Consider the following 22,807-nt stretch of genomic DNA (forward strand, 5'->3'; position numbering starts at 1 on the left):
CGCGCACGACCCTTCCTAAGCAGACATTTCCGGCGATCTGTCTACCCGTACCGCAAATGTGATCTGTATCACGAAATGACACCACCGCGGCCCAGGTAACTTCGAGCCATCATGAGCAAGTCAGCGCTGGCCATCACCGAAGAACACACCGATCTCGCCGCCGCCGTCATCGGCCAGTTGCAGCGACTGGACAGCCGCGCCGCGGCCCGCGCGACGCTGACCGATCCCGGTGTCCACCCGGGCGCCATCTGGACGGCCGGGGCCGAGCTGGGCTGGAACGGCCTGGCCATCGCCGAGGAGTTCGGCGGGTCCGGTTTCGGCCTCGCCGAGCTGGCGGTGGTCGCCGAGATCACCGGCCGCGAACTCGCACCGGGACCATTCCTGCCGACGGTGGCCGCCGCCGTCGTCATCGACCGCTGCGCTCCCGATTCCGTTCGGACACAGCTGCTTCCCAGCCTGGCCGACGGCAGCACCACCGCCGCACTGGGGCTCAACATCCGGATCGACATGGAGACCGACCTGACCGCCACCGCGGAATGGCCTGCAGTGCTGGGTGCGCCCGATGCCGACATCCTGGTGCTCGCCGCCGCTGAGGACCTGCTGATCGTCGACGCCCACGCCGACGGGGTCACCGTCACCGCACTCGAACCCCTGGACCCGACCCGCACGATCGGCGCGGTGTCCATGCGCGGCGCCGAGATCCCCGCCGATCGGGTGCTGCGCGGCGCGACGGGCCGGGCTCGCACGGTGTTCCGGATCCTGGCCGCCGCCGAGGCCGTCGGCGTCAGCTGGGCGGCGCTGGACATGGCGGTCGAGTACGCCAAGGTCCGTGAGCAGTTCGGGCGCACCATCGGCACCTTCCAGGCGGTCAAGCACCACGCCGCCAACATGCTGGTGGCCGCCGAACAGACCACCGCCGCGACCTGGGCCGCGGCCCGCTCCGGCGATCTGGACGAGGCGGCGCTGGCCGCCACCGTCGCGACCGCACACGCGATCCGCGCACAGGTGTTCAACGCGCACTACAACATTCACCTGCACGGTGGCATCGGATTCACCTGGGAGCACGACTCACACCTGTATCTGCGGCGGGCCCGCACGCTGTCGGCGCTGCTGGCCGACGGCAACGACCCACTGGCCGAACTCGTCGACGCCCAACGGGCGGGCACCGCGCACACCGTCTCGTTCAGTGTGCCGCCCGAGGCCGAACGCTACCGCGCCGGGGCTGCCGAGGCGGCGGCCAAGGTGCGCGCCCTGCCCGCCGAGCAGCAACGCGACTTCCTGGTCGACTCCGGTTACCTGGTGGCGCACTGGCCCGAGCCGTGGGGCCGCGCGGCCGATGTGCTGGAGCAACTCGTCATCGAGGAGGAGTTCCGCGGAATCGACATCCCCGATATGGGCATCACCGGTTGGGTGACGCTCACCATCGCCCAGGCCGGCACCGACGAACAGCGCGAGCGCTGGGTGGAGCCGGTGCTGCGCGGCGAGGTGATGTGGTGTCAGCTGTTCTCCGAACCGGGCGCCGGTTCGGATGCCGCGGCGGTGCGGACGTCGGCCAAGAAGGTCGACGGCGGCTGGCGGGTCACCGGCCAGAAGGTGTGGACCAGCCTGGCCCAGCACTGCCAGTGGGGTCTGGCCACCGTGCGCACCGATACCGACGCCCCCAAGCACGCCGGCGTCACGATGATGGCCATCGACATGAAATCGCCCGGTGTGCAGGTCAATCCGCTGCGTGGCCTGACCGGTGAGGCACATTTCAACGAGGTCTTCTTCGATGACGTGTTCGTACCCGACTCCGATGTCGTCGGCGACGTCAACAAGGGCTGGCTGGTGGCAAGGGCGACGCTGGGCAACGAGCGGGTGTCGATCGGTGGCGGATCCTCGGCACCGACCGGCTTCACGACCGCCGATCTGGTCGATCTGCTGGACGCCGTGCCCGCCGAGGTCGCCGTCTGTCACGTGCACGACGCCGGCGCCGTGATCGCCGAGACGCTGACCCTGCCGATGCTTAACCTGCGCCGGGTGAGCCGGGCCATCGCCGGGAGCGAACCGGGGCCGGAGGGCAATGTCACCAAATTGCTGCTGGCAGAACAATCGCAGCGGCTGACGGAGCTGGGGATGACGCTGGCCGGGGTGTCGGCGGTCACCGGCCAGAACGAGGCCCTGACCCGGACCTACCTGGGCAACCGGGCCATGACGATTGCCGGCGGGACGTCGGAGATCACGCGGAACTCGATCGCCGAACGGATCCTCGGTCTGCCCCGCGACCCGCTGCTGAAGTAGTCAACCGGCCAGCGGGAGCACCACCCCGGCCGGTTCCGGAATGCGCACCCCGATCTCGGCGCCCACACCGACGGTGGCGCGTCCGGGCACCTCGACGGTGACCTGACGGTCCGGCAGGCTGGTCAGCATCACGTCCAGGCGGGTGGTCGCGCCCCGCCACAGCGCGGAGGTGACGTTGGCGCGCAATGCGTCTCGATCGCCCAGCGAGACGATGCGCAGGGCGTGCGGGCGAATACACAGCAGTGCGCGCGCCCCCGGGGACCAGTCGGCGGGACCGTCACCGGTCGGCGGAATCTGCGCGCACACCGTCCGGTGCGCGACCGACACCAGCGCCGAGGTGCCGACCACCCGGCGGATGGTGCACGGAATCAGGTTCGCCGCACCGAGCAGTGCCGCGATGGCAGTGCTGCCCGGCCGCCGCCACAGGCGCTCGGCGCTACCGATCTGCAGCAGTGTCGAGGTGTCCATCACCGCGATCCGGTCGGCCAGCGCGAGGGCCTCGACATGATCGGTGGTGGTGTACAGCGTCGTCACGCCCGGTAGCGCCGCGTGTATCCGCTGCAACTCGACGAGCATCCGATGGCGCAGCGCGGTGTCGAGAGCGGCCAGTGGTTCCTCGAGCAGCAGCACCGATGGCTTCGCTGCCAACGCCCGCGCCAGCGCTACCCGCAACCGATCGGTACCGGAAAGTTCGTGCGGCCAACGCTTTTCCTGTCCCTCCATACCGGTGAGCTGGAGAACCTCACCGATCCGAGCCACCCGCTCCCGGCGGTTCCAGCGCCGGCGCCGCAGCCCGAAGGCCACGTTCTCGCCGACCCGCAGGTGCGGAAACAGCCCGTAGGCCGCCGCCACCAGTCCGATACCGCGGTCGGCGGGGGCGATTCCGTCCAGATCACGGCCGTCCACCCGCACGGTGCCCGAGGTGGGTCGCACCAGTCCGGCGAGCACGCGCAGCGCGGCGGACATACCGGACTCGGACGGTCCGAGCAGTGCGACGGTCTCACCGTCGGCGATCTGCAGGTCGAAATCGACGAGCGCACCGGACACCGCGACGCGGTCGAAGCTCACCTGCATGACGTTCGATCGTGGCCCGCAGATCCGACGGCGCCGGGTCGGTTGCATGTGGCCGTCCCCAACATTCGATGAACAGTTGGTATAGACCAAAGGGCGGTAGGCTGATGCCCATGCCCGAGCAGACGGATCTGGCCCTAGTACTGCTGTCCCTGCGCGGCATCTGGGACGAGGAGGTGGTCGACGAACTCGACCATGCCCTGCAGTGCGCCGCCCGCGCGATGGACGACGGTGCCGACGACGAGCTGGTGCTCGCCGCGGCGCTGCACGACGTCGCGCACAGCCCGCTGCTACCCGACGGCCCGGCACACGACGCGCTGGCCCGGGACTGGCTCACCCCGCGATACGGCACGCGCGTCGGTTGGCTGGCCGGGGCGCACGTGGCGGCCAAGCGCTATCTGGCCGCCACCGAACCCGGTTATGCGCTGAGCGACACCTCGGCGCTGTCGCTGCGGGCTCAGGGCGGCGCGGGCATCGACACCGCCTTCGTCGACCACCCGTGGTGGCCCGATGCGTTGCGGCTGCGCCGGTATGACGATGCCGCCAAGGACCCGGCCGCCCGCGGCGCCGCACTCGCCGATGTCCTGGCGGTCGCGCAACGCGTCGTGGACGGTAGGACATACTGCTGATGTGACGACGACCACAGCGGCCTTCCACCGCGACCTGTCCCGCATCGCACGCTTCATGCCCCGCAAGATCGTGACGCCGACCAATCTGCGTCTGCTGCAACGCCTGAACCTGCTGACCGATCGCCGGGTGCCGGCCGGTGTCGAGGTGCTCACCCTGAGCTCCGGGGTTCGGGTGCGGCTGCACCGGCCGTCGATGCAGGCCGCGCCCGGCCCGGCGCTGTTGTGGATCCACGGCGGCGGCTACGTGATAGGCAGCGCGGCCCAGGACGACGCGCTGTGTCGCCGGTTCGCCACCGCCCTCGGCGCGACGGTCGCCGCGGTGGATTACCGGTTGGCGCCACAGCACCCCTACCCCGCCGGTCTGCAGGACTGCTACGACGCGTTGACCTGGCTGGCCGGACTGCCCGCCGTCGACGCCACCCGCGTCGCGATCGGCGGCGCCAGCGCGGGCGGCGGACTCGCGGCCGCGCTGGCCCTGTTGGCCCGCGACCGCGCCGAACTGTCGGTGGCCGCGCAGTTACTGGTGTATCCGATGCTCGATGACCGCACGGTGGGCTCGGAATTCGATGATCCGGGCCACCGACTGTGGACGCACGAGTGCAACCGCTTCGGCTGGTCGGCCTATCTCGGCACGGCCGACCCGCAGCAGGCGGTACCCGCCCGTCGTGAGGATCTGCAGGGACTGCCACCGGCGTGGATCGGCGTCGGCACCCTGGATCTGTTCCACGACGAGGACGTGGCCTACGCCGTTCGACTGCAGGCCGCCGGCGTGCCGTGTGAGGTGGCGATCATCGAGGGCGCGTTCCACGGATTCGACGGTGTTGCACCCAAAAGCGGTGTGTCACAGACGTTCTCGCGCAGCCAGCAGGAGTGGCTGAGCAAGACCTTCGCGAACTGAGCCGTCACGAACTCGCCGCCCGTGCCTGAAGGCACGGGCGGCGAGATTTGCGTCGTCGACTGTCAGCCGGCCATGAACTCCGCATAGGCCGACGCCAACTCCGGCGAGAGCACCGACACATTGCAGGCACGCTGGGTGTCGCCGATCGGCGCCAGGATGCCCCGCAGTTCGTAGTACTCGTTCGGGTGAGCGGTGAAGTAGGCGCGGATGTTGGCCGACGCCTCGGCGCGCGGTTGGGTCCGTGCCGCCTGCACCACCTGGTTGGCGCCCGGATGGCTGCCCAGGTAGGCACTGGCCGCTCCGGTCACCGAGCTGACGGTGCCCGCCACCGCGTCGGGGCTGCAGTTCGGAGCCGCCGACGCCGTCGGGGTCGCCACCAGTGCCGCCGCGGCGGCACCCAGCAACGCACCCGCAGATACCCGACGCATGGTTGTGAACGTGTTCTTCATGATGTGATGTCGTCCTTCGAACTCGGACCTTTCGCATGCCGTTCCCTGGACATGCCGGTTGCCTTCCCAGACCCGAAAACCACCGTACGCGTGTTCAGTTGGGGCCTGGACCGACCGAATCGTGGTGATACCCCGTCCCCGTCGGCGTTACACCCACGCGGCGTGACGTACCTCCCAGAACGGCCGCCGTCGGTGTGCCGATGACCAAAATCACGGCCGATTTCTTATGTCAGGCGGCAAACACTTAATTGATCGTGATCTGCACTGTGACCGGATTGTTACCGAGCCACCACCCGGATGGTGCCCAATTGCGGGTCCGCGGGGTCGGGCAGCCGCATGCCCGCCTGCACCCCCGAGCGCAGATACTCCAGCACCGGGTCGTCGAGCAGTTCACCGGGCACTATCGCCGGGATACCCGGCGGGTAGGGCGTCACCTGTTCGGCGGCGATCCGTCCGGCGGCCTGGTCCAACGGCACCGACTCGACGGCACCGAAGAACGCCTCGCGGGGCAGCATCACGCTCTCCAACTCGATCTCGGACGGTGACGGCAGCCGGATCTCGGTGGGTGTGGTGAAGCGCTCGGCCGCCGCGCGCCACTGCGTCAGCGCCACCACCAGCCGTTTGGCGGTGTCCAGGCCGTCGGCGAAGGACAGGGTGGCCAGGATTCGGCGGTGGTCCATCAGGCCCATGTCGATGCGCGCATGTTGCCGTAGCCAGTCGGCGGCCTGATACCCGGAGGTGCCGGTCGCGGAGACGTCGATGAGCACCTGCAGTTGATCCAGGTCGTGGGAGGCAGATTCGTCGACCAGTTCGGTGTCGAGCACCTCGACATCCGGGATGAGCTCCAGATCGGCACGTAGCCCTCGGGCCAGCGACATCGTGGCGGTGAGCAGCTCGTGACCATGAGCGACCATGTGACTGCGCCAGCCGTCGATCGCCGCGTACACCATGGCATTCGGGCTCGTCGTCATCAGCAGGTCGGCGCACTCGGCGAGACGGTCCTTGTCGATCAGGTCGCCCCGCAGATGGAACACCGAGCCCTGCTCGAATCCGGCGCCCATCTTGTGCACGCTGACCACGCACAGATCGGCACCGGCATCCATCGCCCAGGTGGGCAGTTCCTCGTGGAACGGCAGGTGCGCGCCCCACGCCTCGTCCACGATCAACGGTTTCCCGCGGGCGTGGCAGATCTCGGCCATGGCCTGCAGGTCGGCGCAGGTGCCGTACGGGCTGGGGCTGACGATCAGCGCCCCGGCGGCGTCGGGATGACGCTCCCACGCCTGCTCCAATTGCTGCGGTGACGGCGGATGGGACAGGTGGCGGGCGGCATCCCATTGCGGGCTCACCCAGCGGGGCTGCACGCCGGCGAAGACCAACCCGGCGACGATCGACTTGTGGCTGTCCCGTCCGACGATCAGGCTGCCGTCACCGCCGGCGACCGCCATCATCGCCGCCTTGACCGACAGCGAACTGCCGCACGTGGAGAACCACGCATAGTCCGCGCCGACCGCGTCGGCCATCAGATCCTCGGCCTGACGCAGATAGCCGTTGCTGGTGTGCCAGTCGTCCAGGCCCCCGGTGGCCAGGACATCGTTGAGGAACGGGTCGCGGCCCAGCACCCGCAGGGTCCGGCGGTCCGCCCCGCGGCCCTGCCGGTGCCCCGGCGGGGAGAACCCGTATCGGTGGGACTCGTGGTAGTCGCGCAGGGCGTCGAGCAAAGGTGCCGCCTTCTGGTCCATGCCGGCTCGGGTACCCACCGGTGGGTTTCATGCAACCGTTGCGGGGGTAGTTGGACCGCGCCCGGAAGGAGGGACAACCATGCCGCGTGGCAAGGGCGTCTATGTGGACGATCCAGACGAACCGGACAAGGAGTCCGCCGGTAAGCGGGCCGCAGAGCGGGCCGATCGCGGGGATGCGACGCCCGATGTGTACGAACCCGAGCCGGGAAACGAACCGCCGGACTGATATCAGGACCCGTGCACGACCCCGCCGTCGACCACCGTCGCGGTGACGGCCGAACCGTCGAGATCGGCCAGCAACCGCTGCGGGGATGCGGCGAGCACGCACAGGTCACCGGGCTGCCCCGGGGCGACGGTGCGCGGTACCGTCGGCTCGGTGGCGGTGCCGAAGAACATGGTCAGCGCCGTGCGCGCGTCGATGCATTCGGTCGCGCCGAGCACCGCACCGCCGGCGGTGCGCCGGTGCACCGCCGCGCGCATCGCGGCCCACGGGTCGCCGTCACCGAAGGGCGCGTCGGTGGACAGCGCGACGGGTATCCCGGCGTCCAGCAGTGAGGACACCCGCCACAGTTCATGGTGTTCGGTTTCCGGCACGTCGGTCAGGTACTGGTCACCGCGTTCGGCGACGAAATTCGGTTGGGTGACCACGGTGACACCGAGGTCGGCGAGATCGGCCAGGCAACCGTCCGGCACGACCGCCGCGTGTTCGATGCGGTCGCCGGGGTGATCACCGGCGGCGCGGAGCGCGGCGATGGTCACCACCAGCTGCGCGGCGGTGACGCAGTGCACGGCGACCGGGGCGCCGTCGCGGTGGCGGCGCTGGATCCAGTGGGTCAGCTCGGCCAGATCCAGGCTGTCGTCGTGCAGGATGCGTTTGCCCGGCGCCAGATGGTGCAGGCGTTGGCGCATCCCGCCGTGCCGATGCACCTCCTCCAGCTTGACGATGTCGACGATATCGAGATCCGGTGTGGCATCGGTGATTCCGGTGATCCCGAGGGCACACAGCCGGCGACTCAGATCCTCCAGCGAGGTCTCGCGCCGTTGCAGCGCATCCGACCAGGACCGGTCGGCGCTGCGTAACCGGCCGTCGGGGTGATCGCCCAGACCGACAGCCGCGAGCCCGGCCGAGTTCAACGTCCAGAGCACGCCGCTGCGGTGCTGTACGCGCACCGGCACCGACGGGGACACCTCGTCCAGGACGGCGCGGTCCAACGGACCCGCCACCGCCTCGTGATACCCGATCGCCCGGATCCAGCCGTCGCCGCCGACCTCGGCCGCGGCAAGCACCCGGGCCAGGTCGTCACGGTTGTGCACCTCACCGGTGCCCACCCGCACCGAATGTGCTGCCGCAGCGGCCGAATGCACGTGCAGATGGTGGTCGTGCAGACCGGGGATCACCGTGCCCCCGGCGGCGTCGAGCACCTGCTCACCGGGGTGGGCGACCAGATCCGGACCCACCTCGGTGATCACCGCGCCGGTGCGGATGTCGGCGGTCCGCCCGTCCAGGAGTGTCGCCCGTCGAATCAGCATGATAGGGAATGCCTTTCGTTCAGCAGCGCGTGCACCGTCGCGTTGTCCGCGCCGAGCGGGGAAGCCGACGGGCATCGCTGCGGAGCCACGGGGTCATGGCGCCCGCCGCCGAGGAACCCGGTGTACCCAGCAGCGGTGGCGGCCATCGACATCTCGATCAGCACACCCCCGCCGCGGCCCAACGCGTCGACCACCCGCGCCGCGGCGTGCAGTCCGGTGAGCGGGTCGGCGATCGCGTCACCGACGAATTGTGCTCTCGCGGAATCATATTCGACCAGACCACCGGCCACCGCCGCATCGTCACCGAACGCCACCCGGTGCGCGGCCTCGGGCGCGGTGCCGTAACCGGTGATGCGCAACCAGATCCGTCCGTCGCGGGCGTCGATACCGTCGGGCCCCAGCCCGCGGCGCTGCAGGGCAGCCGGCCGGGAGCCCTCGATGACGATGTCGGCGGCCGACAAGAGGGTGCGCAGCGCCGCGGTGTCGTCGAAATCGACGAGATGCGAGAGTTTTCCGTGATTCATCCAGTCGAAGAACTCCGGCGGACCGGCCCGGGTGCCGTCGGGACGGCGCACCGACTCGACCTTGATCACCGTCGCACCGGCACGTCGCAGCAGCTGAGTGCACAGCGGGCCGGCCCACATCGAGGACAGGTCGACCACCAGGGGCTGCGCGGCGGGTGCCCGGCGGCCTCCGAGTGCCGTGATGCGCGCCGCACCGGCGGCCACCTCGCCCAGCACCGCGGCCGGGATGCCCAGCAGTTGTGCCCTGGCGACCACGTCGGCGGCCGGCCGCGGCGCCACCCACCGCGCGATGTCGGCCCACACGTCGATGCCCGCATCATCGGCCTCGACCAGCGCCGGCACCGCGGCGATGTCATCGGGGCGCGACAGCGTGATGGCGCACCAGGTGTCGGCACCGCGCAGCATCCGGGTGGCGCCGCCCGCCGAGATGCGGTCTCCGCGGCGCAGCCCCAGCAGGGCCGCCCGACCGGTGATCGTTTCGGTGGCATCCAGCGGCACGCCGGTGGCGGCGGTGAAACCGTCGGCCACCCGCTGGGCCTGCGCGCACAGCGCCGCCGGGACGTCCACGGGGCTCACGGGTGTCATTGTGCCCCGCGGGACCCATCCGGTGTCAGGCGTGTGGCGGTTCTCCGGTCACCCGGTGGTCGGCGTGATTGAGCCCTTCGCGCACAAGACGGCCCAAATGCCCGTCGCGCAGCCGGTAGAAGACCCGGCGACCGTCCTTGCGGGTGTCGACCAGCCGCGCGTACCGCAGCTTGGCCAGGTGTTGGCTGATCGATGTCCGTGAGGCGCCGGTGGCCTGCGCCAGTGCGCTGACGTCGGCCTCGCCGTTGGTCAGCAGCCACAGCAGATGCAACCGCGTCGGGTCGGCAAGCATCCGGAAGGTGTCGCTGGCGGCGTCGAGGCGGTCACGGTCGGGTGTGCCCTCGTGAACCAGACTGGGCGTACGGTCCATCGACCTGTTCACCCCTCCCGCCGATGATGATGCGGGCCGCGACGGCGGCCGCACCCGTAGCGAGGATAGCCAGGATGGCCGCCGCCAGCCCCTGATCGACACCGCCCACCCAGCCGGCGATCGGATAGGTGACCAGGAAACCGGCGTGTGACAGCGAGAACTGGGCGGCGAACACGGCTGACCGGTTCGGGCCGGTACGCGCCAGCAGCCGCCCGGCCGGGGTGGTGACCAGGGCGGTGGCCGCGCCCAGACCCGCCCACACCAGCATCAGCGCCGATTGCCCCGGGACCGTCAGCACCAGCAGTGCCGCGGTGAGGATCAGCCCGGCCGCGGCGCCGATTGCACCGGCGAGCATGAGCGCGCGATCGGTCAGCACGGTCAGCAGTCGCGGGACCGTCGCGGCGGCCGTCATCGATCCGGCACCGTAGGCCGCCAGCGTCACCGCGACATCGGCGTCGGTGCCGCCCGGTAGGCCGCGGACGTAGACGACGGTGTTGACCAACACCAGACCGGTGGCCGCCGCGACGGCCAGGTTCATCGCGAGCAACGCCCGCAGATCGTTGTCCGCGAGCATGGTTCGCATGCCGCGGCACACCCGGGTGGCCCAGCGCCCGGCGTCGGTGCGACGGGCCGCATCCGGCACGGCGGTGCCGGTGACCACCGCGGCCGAGGCGGCGAAACCGGCGGCGGTGACGAGGAACAGATCGGAATAGCCGATGACGGTGAGCAGCGCGGCGGCCAGCAGCGGGCTCAGCATCGCCTCGGTGTCATAGGCCAGCCGGGACAGCGCCAGCGCCCGGGTGTACGCGCGTTCGTCGACCAGGACGGTGGGGATGACCGACTGGAATGCCGGGGTGAAGGTGGCCGAGGCCGCCTGCAGGACGAACACCAACAGGTACACCTGCCAGATCTGCCCGACGAACGGCAGCGCCAGCGCGATCGCGGCGCGCACCGCGTCGGCGGTGACCAGCACGGTGCGTGGGGCCAGCCGGTCGGTCACGGCCGACATCACCGGCGCGACAACGACATAGGCCACCATCTTGATGGCCAGGACGGTGCCCAGCACCGTGCCCGCCGCATGCGCGGCCAGGTCGTAGGCCAGCAGGCCGAGCGCCACGGTCAGCAGTCCGGTACCCAGCAGCGCGATGACCTGGGCCGCGAACAGTCGCCGAAAGACGGGCACCACCCAAGTATGCACAACATGTGCGCAGTTGCGCACGTGTTGCATTCAGTGGTCGGCGGTGGCCGCCAGGCTGCCGAGCATCGTCACCGCATCCGCACTCGGCGACCCCGGCGCGGCCTGATACACCACGAGCTCCTGCCCGGGTGCCGACCGCACGGCGAACGTCTGCAGATCCAGGGTGAGCGTGCCGACCATCGGGTGCCGGAAGACCTTGGTGTCGGTCGACTTTGCCCGCACGTCGTGGCGCTCCCACAACTCGGCGAATTCCGGACTGACGGCCAGCAGGTCGGCCAGCACGGTCGCGACGCGGGGATCACCGGGGTGCTCGCCGTGGTTGCGGCGGAATCCGGCCACCGAGTTGGCCGCGATGCGTGGCCAGTCGGCGTAGAACTCCCGGGCCCGCGGGTCGGTGAACACCAGCGTCATCAGGTTGCCGTGGGCGCCGAAATCGCCGAACAGCGCCTCGGCGATGGGATTGGCCGCCAGCACGTCATAGGCGCGGTTGTAGACCAGTGCCGGGTTGTCCGGCCAGGCCGCCATCAACTGCAGCAGCGCCGGATCGACCCGGTCCGGCGCCACCGCGGCCCGAGTCGGCGCCGCCGTGCCGGCCAGCCGGAACAGGTGCGCGCGGGCGTCGTCGTCCAGGCGCAGCGCCGCCGCCAGCGATTCGCAGACCTGCACCGACGGCGAGCGTTCCCGGCCCTGTTCGAGGCGCACGTAATAGTCGACGCTCACCCCGGCCAGCAGGGCGACCTCCTCGCGACGCAGGCCGGGAACCCGGCGCTGTCCGACGCTGACGAGCCCGACATCGGCGGGCCCGAGCGCGGCACGCCTGCTGCGCAGGTACTCCCCGAGATCCGACATAACGCCACAGTAGGTGCGCGTGCGGGCGCATGCCTGGGTGTCCTGCACCCTGGCACGCGCCCGGCGCCGGCTCGCACGCTGGGGTCATGACCGAGAACACCGAAACCAAGACAATCCTCGTCACCGGAGCCACCAGCGGAATCGGCGAGGCGGTGGCCCGCAGGCTGGCCGCCCAGGGCCACACGGTGGTGGCCGGTGCCCGTCGCACCGATCGACTGACCGCGCTGGCCAGTGACAACCTTCAGGTGCGCCGCCTCGACGTCACCGATCGCGCCGACTTCGCCGCGTTCGCCGACTGGGCGGTCGCCGAACACGGCCGCATCGACGTTTTGATCAACAACGCCGGTGTGATGCCCCTGTCCCGGCTCGATGCGCTGCTGGTCGACCAGTGGGACGCCATGATCGACGTCAACATCCGCGGTCTGCTCAACGGTGTCGCCGCCACGCTGCCGCATTTCCAGCGGTCGGGCAGCGGGCATTTCGTCACCGTGGCATCGATCGGCGCGCATGAGGTCGTCCCGACCGCGGCGGTGTACTGCGCCACCAAGTTCGCCGCATGGGCGGTCACCGAGGGACTGCGCCAGGAACTGGACCCGGCCATCCGCGTCACCACGGTCTCCCCCGGCGTCGTGGAGTCCGAGCTGGCACAGACGATCACCGATCCGGGCGCGGCGCAGGCCATGCAGGCCTACCGGGCCGATGCCATCGCCCCGGACGCCATCGCCCGGGCGATCGCCTATGCCATCGACGAACCCGCCGATGTGGACGTCAACGAATTGGTGATCCGCCCGGCCCGGCAGCGCTGACGCCCCCTCCCGCGAGCAGACGCAAAACTGTCGAAAAAGTGCCCCAAGAGGGCAGTTTTGCGTCTGCTCAGCGGGAGAAGGTGGTGGTGATCTCGTCGACCAGACCCCACGCCAGCGCGGTGGCGGCATCGATGGTGACCCCGGACAGCACCAGATACGCGGTGCGCCAACGGCCTATCCGTCGGGTGATGCTGACCGTGCCGCCCGCACCGGGGATCAGACCCAGCGCCAACTCGGGCAGTCCGATGGTGGCGTCGGGGTCGGCGCTGACGTGCCCGCAGTACGCCGCCATCTCCAGCCCGCTGCCCAGCACCTGACCGTGCACATGCGCCCGGCACGCCGGGCCCAGCCGTTCGGTCAGCGCGGCGAGCACCAGCGCGGGGCTGTGCCGGGTGCGGGCCAGGTGCGCACTCGCCGGATCGGCGAAGGTGCCGAACTCGGCGAGATCCCCACCGCTGCAGAAGGATCGGCCGTTACCGGTCAGCACCACCTCGGTGATCGAGTCGTCGACGCGGGCCACCTCGAGTGCCTCCAGCAGGGCGGCCCGGGCATCGGTGGTGAAGGCGTTGTGCCGCTGCGGCCGGTTGAACTGCACCAACAGCGTGTCCTCGACGCGCTGCGCCAGCACCGGGTCACCGATCACCGGTGGCCGCGCCGGTCCGCGGTCGGCCAGCCAACGGGCGAACTCGGGCCCGGACTGCAGCGTCGAGTACGCCAGCGATTCGGTGATCACGCCCGCGAAGACCGGGCCCGCGACCGAGACGCTGCGCAGTACGTCGTCGCACACCGCCGCGGCCTGCGGCCAGCGCGCGCACCGCGCGGTGAGTTCGGCGACCGCGTCGTCCACCGAGGCCACGGTGATGGCCCGTCGATCAGCGGTCGGGTTCTCGGTCAGACACAACGTCGCGTCCTGCACCGGTTCACCGACCCCGACGGTGATCCCGCCTGCCAGCTCGAGGACGGTCACGAGTACTTCTTGATCAGCTCCTGCTTGTAGAGCTTGCCGGTATCGGTGCGGGGCAGCTGGGCCTCGAACGAGATCGAACGGGGACACTTGTAGTGCGACAGCCGATCACGCAGCCAGCCCAGCAGTTCGTCGGCGAACTCGGGCGTGGCGTCGGCGGGGTCGACGGTTTGCACCACACCCTTGACCTTCTGTCCCATCTCCTCGTCGGGGATGCCGAACACCGCGGCGTCCATCACCAACGGGTGCGTGACGAGCATGTTCTCGGCCTCCTGCGGGTAGATGTTCACCCCGCCGGAGATGATCATGTGGTGGCGCCGGTCGGTCAGGTACAGGTAGCCGTCCTCGTCGAGATATCCGATGTCGCCCACCGTCTTCCAGCCGCGTGCGTCGCGCGAGGACTTGGTCTTCTCGGCGTCGTTGAGGTACTCGAAGTCCTGTCCGCCCTCGAAGAAGATCTCACCGGCCTGGCCGGTGGGGACCTCATCGCCGTTCTCGTCGAGGATGTGCACGACGCCGGTCATCGCCTTGCCCACCGAGCCGGGATGGGCCAGCCATTCCTCGGCGCTGATCAGGGTGGCGCCGATGGCCTCCGAGGACGCGTAGTACTCGTCGACGATCGGGCCCCACCAGTCGATCATCTGCTTCTTGATCTCGACCGGACACGGCGCGGCGGCGTGCATGACGCGCTGCAGGCTGGACACATCGTAGGAATTGCGCACCTGTTCGGGCAGTTTCAGGAACCGGGTGAACATCACCGGCACGAATTGTCCGTGCGTCACGCCGTATTTCTGGATGGCTTCCAGGGCACCCTCGGCCTCGAACTTCTCCAGCACCACGGTGGTGATACCGCCGGCGAGCGCCTGCATGGACCACACCGACGGCGCGGTGTGGTACAGCGGCGCCGGGCTCAGGTACACGGCCTCGGGGTTCATCCAGAACGACACCAGCGCGGCCATCATGCCGGGCGTCTCCGACGGACGCAGGTGCGGCAGATCGCGCTTGATGCCCTTGGGGCGTCCGGTGGTGCCGGACGAGTACTGCAGCAGATCGCCGTCCCATTCGTCCTCGATGGGCGTGGTCGGCAGCTCGGCGACGACGTCCGGATACTTCGCCCAGCCCGCGGAGTCACCCGTGGTGAGCAGCACCGGGGGCAGTCCGTTGGGCAGATGTTCGGCGAGCCCGTCGAGCACCGGGGTCAGCGCCGCCGACCCGACGATCGCCTTGGCGGCGCTGTTGTCGACGATGTAGGCCGCCTCGGCCGCGGTCAGATGCGTGTTGATCGGCACGTAGTACAGGCCGGCGCGCCGGGCCGCCCACATGACGGTGTGCATGTGCTCGTTGTTCTCGATCAGGATGGCCACCGCGTCACCCTCGACCAGGCCGTGGTTGCGCAAGTAATGCGCCAGCTGGTTGGCCCGCGCCTCCATCTCACCGAAGGTAACCACCGTGCCGGACGGATGGATGATGACGGCGGGCTTGTCGGGGCTGGCGACGGCCGTTTCACGGATCTGCATGAGGCGACTTTACGATGCCGCCCGCACCCCATGGCAGAGAAGTCCCCAAAAACTTGACATCCGTCAACTTCGACGGAGCCAGACATGCGCACCGCCGTGTTGTAGCAAAGTTTTGATTACTAGCCGAAACTACTCGTGGAGACGTTTTTAGCAGCTGGTATCTGTTACATGGCGCACTATGTGGATAGCTGTCTCTCTTTCGGCGAAGACGAGTGATACCTTCCTAGGAACTTCATCACCCCGCCGGCCGACCAGGAATGCGCATGGACATCGACGTCGAATCACGGATCAGCGCACGGCCCACCGCGGGCTTCGTCGGCGCCGCGACCGACCTGGCGGCCGAGATCGACATCGCGGGTTCGGCCTGCCTGCCCGCAGCGGTCGACGACGCTTGGATCGACCGGGTGCGCAGCTACGCCGCGGCACTGCCGTCGGGCGAACACGACGTGATGATCGAGGGCCCGGCCGCCGCCCGCCTGATCTTTTTGCGCGAACTGACCGCCGACCCCCGGCTGCGCGAACTCGCGGAGTCGATCGCCCGATTGGCCTACCCCGACGGCGACCCGAACGACCGTGAATTCGAATGCGCGCTGCGGGTCATCAACGGTCCTGATCCCCAGGGGCGTCCGTTGTGGCTGCACTACGACGCCAGCGTGCTGACCGTCGTGCTGCCGATCGTCGTCCCCGACGCCGCGCCCGGCCAGGCCGGGGAACTGGTGCTGTGTCCCAACCACCGGCCCTACCGCCGAACCGCGCTGGCAAATGTGGCGGACAAGCTCATCAGGCAGAGCGATGCATACCGCCGCAGATTTCAGCGCCGCCTGCGGTGGGGAGCCGACACCGAGATGATCGCCATGCAACCCGGAAACGCCTACCTGTTCTGGGGGTATCGCTCCTATCACGCGACACTGCCCTGCGCCCCGGGCACCAGCCGGGTCACCGTCGTCCTGCACTACAAGAACGTGCACGCCAGAAGCCGGTTGCTCGAACACGCCAAGCGGGTGAACGGGCTGCTCCGCTCGTCGTGACGCCCGTCGCAACGAGGTTGGGCGGCCACGCCGACGGGTAGCCCTGGACGAGCGTGCGATGGCGCACGGATTCTGCACCCAACCCGAAAGCAGTCATGCCTGAGGCGTTCGAGCCCGAGTCCGTTATCGATTTCCCCACCGCCACCGATCAGCCGGTTGATGCGCTGCTGCCCGCGGCCACCAACCTCGCGGTCACGCTGGCCTGGACGGCCGGGGCGGTGGTCATCGCCTACCTCGTGGGCGTCGGCATCTCCTGGGCCCTGCACCGCATCGGCCGCCGCAGCGAGTGGATGGCCGATATCGCCCTGCTGACCCAGCGACCGATCCGCGCGGGGCTGATGGTGGTCGGCGCGACCGTGGCATTGCAGCGCACGTCACCGGCGGACGCAGGGTGGCGGGGCTGGGTGGATCACAGTCTGCGCATCGCCACCATCGCCACGGTGACGTGGTTCATCGCCAAATTGGTGGTGGTCGTCGAACGCCGGATGATCGCGAAATTCGCCGGGGGTGACACCGGCCTGACCGACGCGGATCTGCAACGCCGCAAGCTGCGCACGCAGCTGAGCGTGCTGCGCAGGCTGGCGCTGGCCGTCGTCGTGGTGCTGGGATCGGCCGCCGCGCTGATGACATTCCCGTCCTTCGCCGATGTCGGCAAGACGCTGTTCGCCTCGGCCGGCGTGTTGTCGGTGGTGGCCGGCCTGGCCGCGCAGACATCGCTGGGCTCGGTGTTCGCCGGACTGCAGATCGCCTTCTCCGATGCCATCCGCGTCGGTGATGTGGTGGTGCTGGAGGACGAATGGGGCCGCATCGAGGAGATCACCCTGACCTACGTGGTGGTGCACATCTGGGATGAGCGCCGGCTGGTGCTGCCCTGCACGTACTTCACCACCACGCCGTTCCAGAACTGGACGCGCAGCGCCACCGAGATCCTCGGCACCGTCATGGTCGACGTCGACTTCACGGTCTCGCTGGACGCCATGCGCGACGAGCTCAACCGCCTGCTCGAGAAGAGCGAGCTGTGGGACGGCCGTTCCGGCGTGCTGCAGGTCGTCGACGCGGTCGGCGGCACGGTGCGGGTGCGGATCACCGTGAGCGCCCCGAACGCCGGCGCGCTGTGGGACCTGCAGTGCTTCGTCCGCGAGGGCATGGTGGTCTGGTTGCAGAACAGCCAGGGCGGTGCGCTACCCCGCTGGCGTTTCGAGCCGGCGGCGGTGGCCGCCGAGCCGGCACCGGAACCGGCCCGCAGCCTCACCCCCGCGGCCCAGCCGGAGGGCGGGCTGTTCTCCGGCAGCCACGCGGCACGCGAACGCGGCCGGGCCTTCGACGGTCCCGCCGACGAAACCCAGGCTTGAACACCCATCCGCCCGGGCATCTACTCCGAATGACAGACATGGGGGTACAGCCACAGCGGGTCTTGGTCACCGGCGCGACCGGCTATATCGGCGGGCGGCTGGTGCCGCGGCTGCTGGAGGCCGGTCATCAGGTGCGGGTGCTGGTCCGCAATCCGGACAAGATCCGCGACGTGCCGTGGGCCGATCAGGTGGAGATCGACCAGGGCGACCTGACCGACGCCGCCAGCCTGCGCGAACCGTGCCGCGATATCGACGTCCTGTACTACCTGGTGCACTCCATGAACAGCGACGGCGACTTCCTGGACGCCGAACGCCGCAGCGCCGAGAACCTGGCCACCGCCGCCCGCGAGGCCGGCGTGGGCCGCATCGTCTACCTCGGCGGACTGCACGAGCAGTCCGACCGGTTGTCGACACATCTGCGCTCACGCACCCAGGTCGGCCAGATCCTCATCGACTCGGGGGTGCCCACCATGGTGCTGCAGGCCGGGGTGGTCATCGGGTCGGGTTCGGCGTCCTTCGAGATGATCCGGCACCTGACCAACCGGTTGCCGGTGATGACGACACCGCGCTGGGTCAACAATCACATCCAGCCCATCGCCGTCGGCGACGTGCTGCACTATCTGCTCGCCGCCGCGACCGCGGAACTGTCGCACAGCCGCACCTACGACATCGGCGGTCCCGATGTGCTGCGCTACGGCGAGATGATGCAGACCTACGCCGACGTGGCCGGACTGGCACGTCGACGCATCCTGGTGTTGCCGGTTCTCACACCGAAACTGGCCGGCATGTGGATCGGGCTGGTCACGCCGGTACCGCTGAGCATCGGGCGTGCGCTGATCGAGTCGCTGAGCACCGACGCGGTGGCAACCGAACACGATATCGACACCATCATCGCGCCGCCGCCGGGCGGCCCCACGCCGTATCGCGAGGCCGTGGCGCTCGCGCTGCGCAGTGCCGACCGCGGTGAGGTGGAGAGCAGCTGGACCGGGGATGCGGCCGACCCGCTGCCCACCGACCCCAGCTGGACCGGTGAGGTCGTCTACACCGAAAATCGCTGTGCCGACTGCGATGCCGATGCCGATGCGGTGTGGCAGTCGCTGACGCAGTGGGCATCCGCCAACTTCGGCTGGACTGTCGAGCACAAGCAGGAACCTCAGCTGCTGCGGTTGCGCGGGCCAGGGCATTTCCATCTCCAGTGGCGGCTGCAGCCGCTGCCGGGCCACCGCACCCGGTTACATCAGCGCGCCATCTACACACCCAAAGGTCTTGTCGGCCAGGTCTATTGGAATGGCCTCAAACCGGTGCACCGCGCCTTCCTGGCCCGGGCACTGCGTGCCGTGACCGACGGCGCGAACCCGGGCAGCCGCGTCTGAAAAGCCACCGCCCCCGGGTAGCTCTACCCAGGGGCGGTGACTGTCGAGTGTCGGGACTCAGTCGGACTCGGCCAGACGCGTCTTCAGCGCGTCGAACTCGTCCTTGATACCGGTGGGCAGCTTCTCACCGACGAATTCGAACCACTCCTCGATCAGCGGCAGCTCGGCACGCCATTCGTCGGCGTTGACGGCCAGGGCCTCGTCCACATCGGCCGGGTCGACGTCCAGGCCCGACAGGTCCAGGTCGGCGGCCGTCGGCACGATGCCGATCGGGGTGCTCTTGCCGTCGGCCTGATGCTCGATGCGCTCGATGGCCCACTTCAACACGCGGCTGTTCTCACCGAATCCGGGCCACAGGAAGCGGCCGTCGTCACCGCGGCGGAACCAGTTGACAAAGAACACCTTCGGTAGCTTGGACTCGTCGGCCTGCTTGCCGATGTTGATCCAGTGCTGGAAGTAGTCGCCGACGTTGTAGCCCAGGAACGGCAGCATGGCCATCGGGTCGCGGCGCACCGTGCCGACCTTGCCCTCGGCGGCGGCGGTCTGTTCGGAACCCAGCGTGGCGCCGATGAACACACCGTGCTGCCAGTCGCGGGCCTCGGTGATCAGCGGGACGGTGGTCTTGCGGCGACCGCCGAACAGGATCGCCGAAATCGGCACACCCTGCGGGTCATCCCACTCGGGTGCCAGCGTCGGGCACTGCGAGATCGGGGTGCAGTACCGCGAATTCGGGTGCGCGGCCTTGGTTTCGGTCTCGCGCAGGATCCAGTCCTGGCCCTTCCAGTCGATCAGGTGATCGGGCTCGCCCTCCAGGCCCTCCCACCAGACGTCACCGTCGTCGGTCTTGGCGACGTTGGTGAACACGGTGTTGCCCGCGGCGATGGTCTTCATGGCGTTGGGGTTGGAGTCCCAGTTGGTGCCCGGTGCGACGCCGAAGAAACCGAACTCGGGGTTCACCGCGTAGAGCTGACCGTCCTTGCCGAACCGCATCCAGGCGATATCGTCACCCACGGTTTCGGCGCGCCAGCCCGGGATGGTGGGCTGCAGCATCGCGAGGTTGGTCTTACCGCAGGCCGACGGGAAGGCCGCGGCGATGAAGTACGCCTTGTTCTCCGGGGAGATCAGCTTGACGATCAGCATGTGCTCGGCCAGCCAGCCCTCGTCGTGGGCCATGGCCGAGGCGATGCGCAGCGAGTAGCACTTCTTGCCCAGCAGCGCGTTGCCGCCGTATCCGGAGCCGTAGCTCCAGATCTCGCGGGTCTCCGGGAAGTGGGTGATGTACTTGGTGTCGTTGCATGGCCAGGGCACGTCCTTCTCGCCCTCTTCCAGCGGTGCGCCGATCGAGTGCAGCGCCTTGACGAAGAATCCGTCCTCGCCGATCTTGTCCAGCGCGGCCTTGCCCATCCGGGTCATGGTGCGCATCGAGACGACGACGTACTCCGAATCGGTGATCTCGACGCCCAGCTTGGGGTCCTCAGCGTCCAACGGGCCCATGCAGAACGGGACAACCCAGAGCGTGCGTCCCCGCATCGACCCGCGGTACAGGTCGGTCATGAGGCCGCGCATCTCGGCCGGGTCCATCCAGTTGTTGGTCGGGCCGGCGTCGATCTCGCGCTCGGAACAGATGAAGGTGCGCGATTCGACGCGCGCGACGTCGGAGGGGTCCGACAGTGCCAGGTAGGAGTTCGGCTGCTTCTCCTGGTTGAGCTTCTGGAAGGTGCCGGCCGCGACGAGCTGTTCGGCGAGGCGCTCGTACTCCTCCTGCGAGCCGTCTGCCCAGGCAACCCGGTCGGGTTGGGTCAGCTCGGCGACCTCGCGAACCCAGGCCAACAGCCCCTGATGCGTCGTCGGTGCATTGTCGAGACCGGGAATGGTCGCTGAGGTCATCAATGTCTCCTGCGTTGTTTCCGTGCATGTGCCGTTAACCGGCAGGTCACGATCGTCCCTGAAATAGAGGTTAACGCGGGTGACTTTGGTCCGGAGAATCGGGACGATGTCCGATCACTCACAGGAACGATTCAGATGATCCAGCTACTCGGCGGTAACCCGATTCAGCTGTTGCCGCACCTCGCGCAGCGCCGCACGTAGGGCGGATAACCGCCGGTCGCGCGTGGTCGCGGTGGCCGCGGCGGCCATCGCACGCGCCCGCAGCCGATCGTCGATGGCCGCCACCCGCCGCGCGGTCTGCGCCGCCGCCCGTTCGGCCCGGACGACGGATTCCGCAGCGAAGTGCGCCTCGGCCGCCAGCATGCGGGTGGCGACCAGCGCCTCGGCGTGGCCGCGGACGGTGTCGGCCAGTCCGGCGGCCCAGCGGTCCAACTGGGCACGATCGTGCAGCAGGCCCCGCGCACCGACCACCCACAGCATCAGGGCCAGACCGAGTGCGGCGCCCGCGCCCGCGGCGACGGCCGCCTCTCCCGGGGCCAGGCCCGTGAGCAGGCGGCCGGCCGCCAGCGCCACCCCCAGCCCGAAACCCGCACCGAGCACCGTCATCAGTTGCCGCTCCAGCCGGCGCGAGGGCAGGACCGGGCGGTCCACCTCCGGTGGTGTCGTCGGCAGCGGTGCGGGTGGCGGTAACGCCAGTTCGGCGGCGACCTCGCGGGTGCGCACGCCGATCGCCTCGTCCAATGCGGTGAGCACCGTGATGACCTGCCCGTGCGCGTGCGCGCCGAAATCGTCGTGGCGGCGCCACTCGGCGGCATCGGCGACCAACGCCGAGCGCAGCACCGAGCACCGGTTGCGGGCCAGCTGTCCCAGATCCACCCGGGCCCGCTGCAGGCTCATGCGCAGCAGCACGGCCTGCGCGGACCGCTGCCGGCGTATGGTCTGCAGTTCGCCGGCGCGGCGCCGGTGCAGGTCGACTGCGGCGGTATCGGGGCCGGTCATCGACGCGATCAGCTCACCCAATCGAGTTTCCCTGGCCCGCAGGCTGTTTCGCGCCGGCAGCGCGGTATCGGCCAGGCCACCGGTGAGCAGGGCCACCAGCTCGGCGAGCAGTGGTGCACCGTCGCGCGGGGCGGCGGCCGCCCCGGCCCAGCGCATCATGCGGTACCGCGGGGCGTGCTGTGCGCAGGCCGCCGCGGCAGCGTTCAGCACCGTGGACCAGTCGGGGCGCACATCGATCTTGGTGAGTGCGCCGATCACCAGGTCGGTGCGGCGGGCGGCACCATCGAGCAGCGCCAGGTCCGAGGCGGCCGGCGGGTTCAGCGCGGACAGCGCGAAGATCACCGCATCCGGGGCCTGCCCGGCGGTGTCCTCGGTGATCGTGTGGTCGGGCAGGTAAGTGCGCAGCGCGGCCGTCAGCGTGGATACACCGGCCAGGGCGGGCCCGGTCACCAACACGACGGGACCGGTCACGGCAGTTGCCCGGTCCGTGCCGCCAACCGGATGATGCCGCGCGCCAGGTCGGCGCCGCAGTCGCGGTGCAGGGCGTCGACCGGCCCGCGACCATAGCGCTGCCAGCGCAACGCCCGTCGCGGTAGCGGGCCGCTGTCGGGAGGCAGCCCGGCCGCGGGGGGGGGGGGGGCCCCCCCCCCCCCCCCCGCCCCCCCCCCCCCGCCCCCCACCCCAGAGGAGGGAGCAACATTCTCGTTGGCTTGCTTCTCGCCCCCCCCGGGCGCCGCCGCCCCCCCCCGCCCCCCGCGC

General features: G+C 69.6%; 20 protein-coding genes. 8 read left to right on the plus strand and 12 right to left on the minus strand.

What is annotated here, in order from left to right; genetic code table 11:
- The first annotated feature begins 111 nt into the window (after positions 1-111).
- The gene (locus ACWDUN_RS23585; protein WP_449932442.1) at positions 112-2,280 is read left to right on the plus strand and encodes an acyl-CoA dehydrogenase; all 2,169 of its coding nucleotides are present in this window, start codon (positions 112-114) and stop codon (positions 2,278-2,280) included.
- On the opposite strand, the gene ACWDUN_RS23590 is transcribed toward ACWDUN_RS23585, so the two are convergent.
- Positions 2,281-3,354: an ABC transporter ATP-binding protein gene (locus ACWDUN_RS23590; protein ID WP_449932443.1), complete on the minus strand. Its 1,074-nt coding sequence runs from the start codon at positions 3,352-3,354 to the stop codon at positions 2,281-2,283.
- Positions 3,355-3,458: 104 nt separating this feature from the next.
- On the opposite strand from ACWDUN_RS23590, the gene ACWDUN_RS23595 reads away from it, so the two are divergent.
- Together ACWDUN_RS23595 and ACWDUN_RS23600 are read left to right on the plus strand one after the other, a co-directional pair.
- Positions 3,459-3,980 carry an HD family phosphohydrolase gene (locus ACWDUN_RS23595; protein ID WP_449932445.1) on the plus strand — a complete coding sequence of 174 codons (522 nt, stop codon included), beginning with the start codon at positions 3,459-3,461 and terminating at the stop codon, positions 3,978-3,980.
- Positions 3,981-4,035: 55 nt separating this feature from the next.
- Positions 4,036-4,878, plus strand: a complete 843-nt coding sequence (locus tag ACWDUN_RS23600; RefSeq protein ID WP_449932472.1) for an alpha/beta hydrolase — start codon at positions 4,036-4,038, stop codon at positions 4,876-4,878.
- 62 nt (positions 4,879-4,940) lie between these two features.
- On the opposite strand, the gene ACWDUN_RS23605 is transcribed toward ACWDUN_RS23600, so the two are convergent.
- Both ACWDUN_RS23605 and ACWDUN_RS23610 read right to left on the minus strand, forming a co-directional pair.
- The gene (locus ACWDUN_RS23605) at positions 4,941-5,327 is read right to left on the minus strand and encodes a heme-binding protein (RefSeq protein WP_449932446.1); all 387 of its coding nucleotides are present in this window, start codon (positions 5,325-5,327) and stop codon (positions 4,941-4,943) included.
- 278 nt (positions 5,328-5,605) lie between these two features.
- On the minus strand, positions 5,606-7,066 hold the full coding sequence (locus ACWDUN_RS23610; RefSeq protein WP_449932448.1) for an aminotransferase class I/II-fold pyridoxal phosphate-dependent enzyme: 1,461 nt from the start codon (positions 7,064-7,066) through the stop codon (positions 5,606-5,608).
- A 79-nt stretch (positions 7,067-7,145) separates the two neighbouring features.
- Between ACWDUN_RS23610 and ACWDUN_RS23615 the strand changes: the two genes are divergently transcribed.
- The gene (locus tag ACWDUN_RS23615; protein ID WP_449932449.1) at positions 7,146-7,292 is read left to right on the plus strand and encodes a hypothetical protein; all 147 of its coding nucleotides are present in this window, start codon (positions 7,146-7,148) and stop codon (positions 7,290-7,292) included.
- A 2-nt stretch (positions 7,293-7,294) separates the two neighbouring features.
- On the opposite strand, the gene ACWDUN_RS23620 is transcribed toward ACWDUN_RS23615, so the two are convergent.
- From ACWDUN_RS23620 to ACWDUN_RS23640, 5 genes are read right to left on the minus strand one after another with little or no spacing between them, the layout of a single operon-like run.
- The gene (locus ACWDUN_RS23620) at positions 7,295-8,596 is read right to left on the minus strand and encodes an amidohydrolase family protein (RefSeq protein ID WP_449932451.1); all 1,302 of its coding nucleotides are present in this window, start codon (positions 8,594-8,596) and stop codon (positions 7,295-7,297) included.
- The gene (locus ACWDUN_RS23625; RefSeq protein WP_449932452.1) at positions 8,590-9,705 is read right to left on the minus strand and encodes a CoA transferase; all 1,116 of its coding nucleotides are present in this window, start codon (positions 9,703-9,705) and stop codon (positions 8,590-8,592) included. Before ACWDUN_RS23625 ends, ACWDUN_RS23620 begins: the two co-directional genes overlap by 7 nt.
- Before the next feature lie 25 nt (positions 9,706-9,730).
- Positions 9,731-10,075, minus strand: coding sequence for an ArsR/SmtB family transcription factor (locus ACWDUN_RS23630; protein WP_449932453.1), 345 nt, complete (start codon positions 10,073-10,075; stop codon positions 9,731-9,733).
- Positions 10,029-11,258, minus strand: coding sequence for an MFS transporter (locus ACWDUN_RS23635; protein WP_449932454.1), 1,230 nt, complete (start codon positions 11,256-11,258; stop codon positions 10,029-10,031). The genes ACWDUN_RS23630 and ACWDUN_RS23635 overlap by 47 nt, the downstream gene beginning before the upstream one ends.
- 45 nt (positions 11,259-11,303) lie before the next feature.
- Entirely contained in the window at positions 11,304-12,122 is an 819-nt protein-coding gene (locus ACWDUN_RS23640) for a helix-turn-helix transcriptional regulator (RefSeq protein ID WP_449932456.1), read from the minus strand.
- A gap of 86 nt (positions 12,123-12,208) precedes the next feature.
- On the opposite strand from ACWDUN_RS23640, the gene ACWDUN_RS23645 reads away from it, so the two are divergent.
- The gene (locus tag ACWDUN_RS23645; protein ID WP_449932458.1) at positions 12,209-12,928 is read left to right on the plus strand and encodes an SDR family oxidoreductase; all 720 of its coding nucleotides are present in this window, start codon (positions 12,209-12,211) and stop codon (positions 12,926-12,928) included.
- A 67-nt stretch (positions 12,929-12,995) separates the two neighbouring features.
- Here the strand turns inward: ACWDUN_RS23645 and ACWDUN_RS23650 are convergent, their stop codons facing one another.
- Both ACWDUN_RS23650 and fadD4 read right to left on the minus strand, forming a co-directional pair.
- Positions 12,996-13,895, minus strand: coding sequence for an enoyl-CoA hydratase/isomerase family protein (locus ACWDUN_RS23650; RefSeq protein WP_449932459.1), 900 nt, complete (start codon positions 13,893-13,895; stop codon positions 12,996-12,998).
- Complete coding sequence (gene fadD4 / locus ACWDUN_RS23655; protein WP_449932460.1) at positions 13,892-15,409, minus strand: fatty-acid--CoA ligase FadD4; 1,518 nt, start codon at positions 15,407-15,409, stop codon at positions 13,892-13,894. Before fadD4 ends, ACWDUN_RS23650 begins: the two co-directional genes overlap by 4 nt.
- A 263-nt stretch (positions 15,410-15,672) precedes the next feature.
- Here fadD4 and ACWDUN_RS23660 point away from each other — a divergent pair, with 263 nt between their 5' ends.
- The 3 genes from ACWDUN_RS23660 to ACWDUN_RS23670 all read left to right on the plus strand — a co-directional run bounded on the left by ACWDUN_RS23660 (position 15,673) and on the right by ACWDUN_RS23670 (position 19,162).
- Positions 15,673-16,437, plus strand: a complete 765-nt coding sequence (locus ACWDUN_RS23660) for a hypothetical protein (RefSeq protein ID WP_449932461.1) — start codon at positions 15,673-15,675, stop codon at positions 16,435-16,437.
- A gap of 95 nt (positions 16,438-16,532) precedes the next feature.
- On the plus strand, positions 16,533-17,789 hold the full coding sequence (locus ACWDUN_RS23665) for a mechanosensitive ion channel family protein (protein WP_449932463.1): 1,257 nt from the start codon (positions 16,533-16,535) through the stop codon (positions 17,787-17,789).
- Positions 17,790-17,827: 38 nt separating this feature from the next.
- Complete coding sequence (locus ACWDUN_RS23670) at positions 17,828-19,162, plus strand: DUF2867 domain-containing protein (protein WP_449932464.1); 1,335 nt, start codon at positions 17,828-17,830, stop codon at positions 19,160-19,162.
- Between the two features lie 57 nt (positions 19,163-19,219).
- Here the strand turns inward: ACWDUN_RS23670 and ACWDUN_RS23675 are convergent, their stop codons facing one another.
- Both ACWDUN_RS23675 and ACWDUN_RS23680 read right to left on the minus strand, forming a co-directional pair.
- On the minus strand, positions 19,220-21,049 hold the full coding sequence (locus tag ACWDUN_RS23675; protein WP_449932465.1) for a phosphoenolpyruvate carboxykinase (GTP): 1,830 nt from the start codon (positions 21,047-21,049) through the stop codon (positions 19,220-19,222).
- 144 nt (positions 21,050-21,193) lie between these two features.
- Positions 21,194-22,519: a hypothetical protein gene (locus ACWDUN_RS23680; RefSeq protein WP_449932467.1), complete on the minus strand. Its 1,326-nt coding sequence runs from the start codon at positions 22,517-22,519 to the stop codon at positions 21,194-21,196.
- Between the last annotated feature and the right edge of the window lie 288 nt (positions 22,520-22,807).

The sequence above is a fragment of the Mycobacterium sp. NPDC003323 genome (assembly GCF_053589535.1).

Bases quoted from the DNA above. Each gene is read 5' to 3' on its own strand.
- ACWDUN_RS23585 (WP_449932442.1), top strand. From the start codon at position 112: ATGAGCAAGTCAGCGCTGGCCATCACCGAAGAACACACCGATCTCGCC.
- ACWDUN_RS23590 (WP_449932443.1), bottom strand. From the start codon at position 3,354: ATGCAGGTGAGCTTCGACCGCGTCGCGGTGTCCGGTGCGCTCGTCGAT.
- ACWDUN_RS23595 (WP_449932445.1), top strand. From the start codon at position 3,459: ATGCCCATGCCCGAGCAGACGGATCTGGCCCTAGTACTGCTGTCCCTG.
- ACWDUN_RS23600 (WP_449932472.1), top strand. From the start codon at position 4,036: ATGCCCCGCAAGATCGTGACGCCGACCAATCTGCGTCTGCTGCAACGC.
- ACWDUN_RS23605 (WP_449932446.1), bottom strand. From the start codon at position 5,327: ATGAAGAACACGTTCACAACCATGCGTCGGGTATCTGCGGGTGCGTTG.
- ACWDUN_RS23610 (WP_449932448.1), bottom strand. From the start codon at position 7,066: ATGGACCAGAAGGCGGCACCTTTGCTCGACGCCCTGCGCGACTACCAC.
- ACWDUN_RS23615 (WP_449932449.1), top strand. From the start codon at position 7,146: ATGCCGCGTGGCAAGGGCGTCTATGTGGACGATCCAGACGAACCGGAC.
- ACWDUN_RS23620 (WP_449932451.1), bottom strand. From the start codon at position 8,596: ATGCTGATTCGACGGGCGACACTCCTGGACGGGCGGACCGCCGACATC.
- ACWDUN_RS23625 (WP_449932452.1), bottom strand. From the start codon at position 9,705: ATGACACCCGTGAGCCCCGTGGACGTCCCGGCGGCGCTGTGCGCGCAG.
- ACWDUN_RS23630 (WP_449932453.1), bottom strand. From the start codon at position 10,075: ATGGACCGTACGCCCAGTCTGGTTCACGAGGGCACACCCGACCGTGAC.
- ACWDUN_RS23640 (WP_449932456.1), bottom strand. From the start codon at position 12,122: ATGTCGGATCTCGGGGAGTACCTGCGCAGCAGGCGTGCCGCGCTCGGG.
- ACWDUN_RS23645 (WP_449932458.1), top strand. From the start codon at position 12,209: ATGACCGAGAACACCGAAACCAAGACAATCCTCGTCACCGGAGCCACC.
- fadD4 (WP_449932460.1), bottom strand. From the start codon at position 15,409: ATGCAGATCCGTGAAACGGCCGTCGCCAGCCCCGACAAGCCCGCCGTC.
- ACWDUN_RS23660 (WP_449932461.1), top strand. From the start codon at position 15,673: ATGGACATCGACGTCGAATCACGGATCAGCGCACGGCCCACCGCGGGC.
- ACWDUN_RS23665 (WP_449932463.1), top strand. From the start codon at position 16,533: ATGCCTGAGGCGTTCGAGCCCGAGTCCGTTATCGATTTCCCCACCGCC.
- ACWDUN_RS23670 (WP_449932464.1), top strand. From the start codon at position 17,828: ATGGGGGTACAGCCACAGCGGGTCTTGGTCACCGGCGCGACCGGCTAT.
- ACWDUN_RS23675 (WP_449932465.1), bottom strand. From the start codon at position 21,049: ATGACCTCAGCGACCATTCCCGGTCTCGACAATGCACCGACGACGCAT.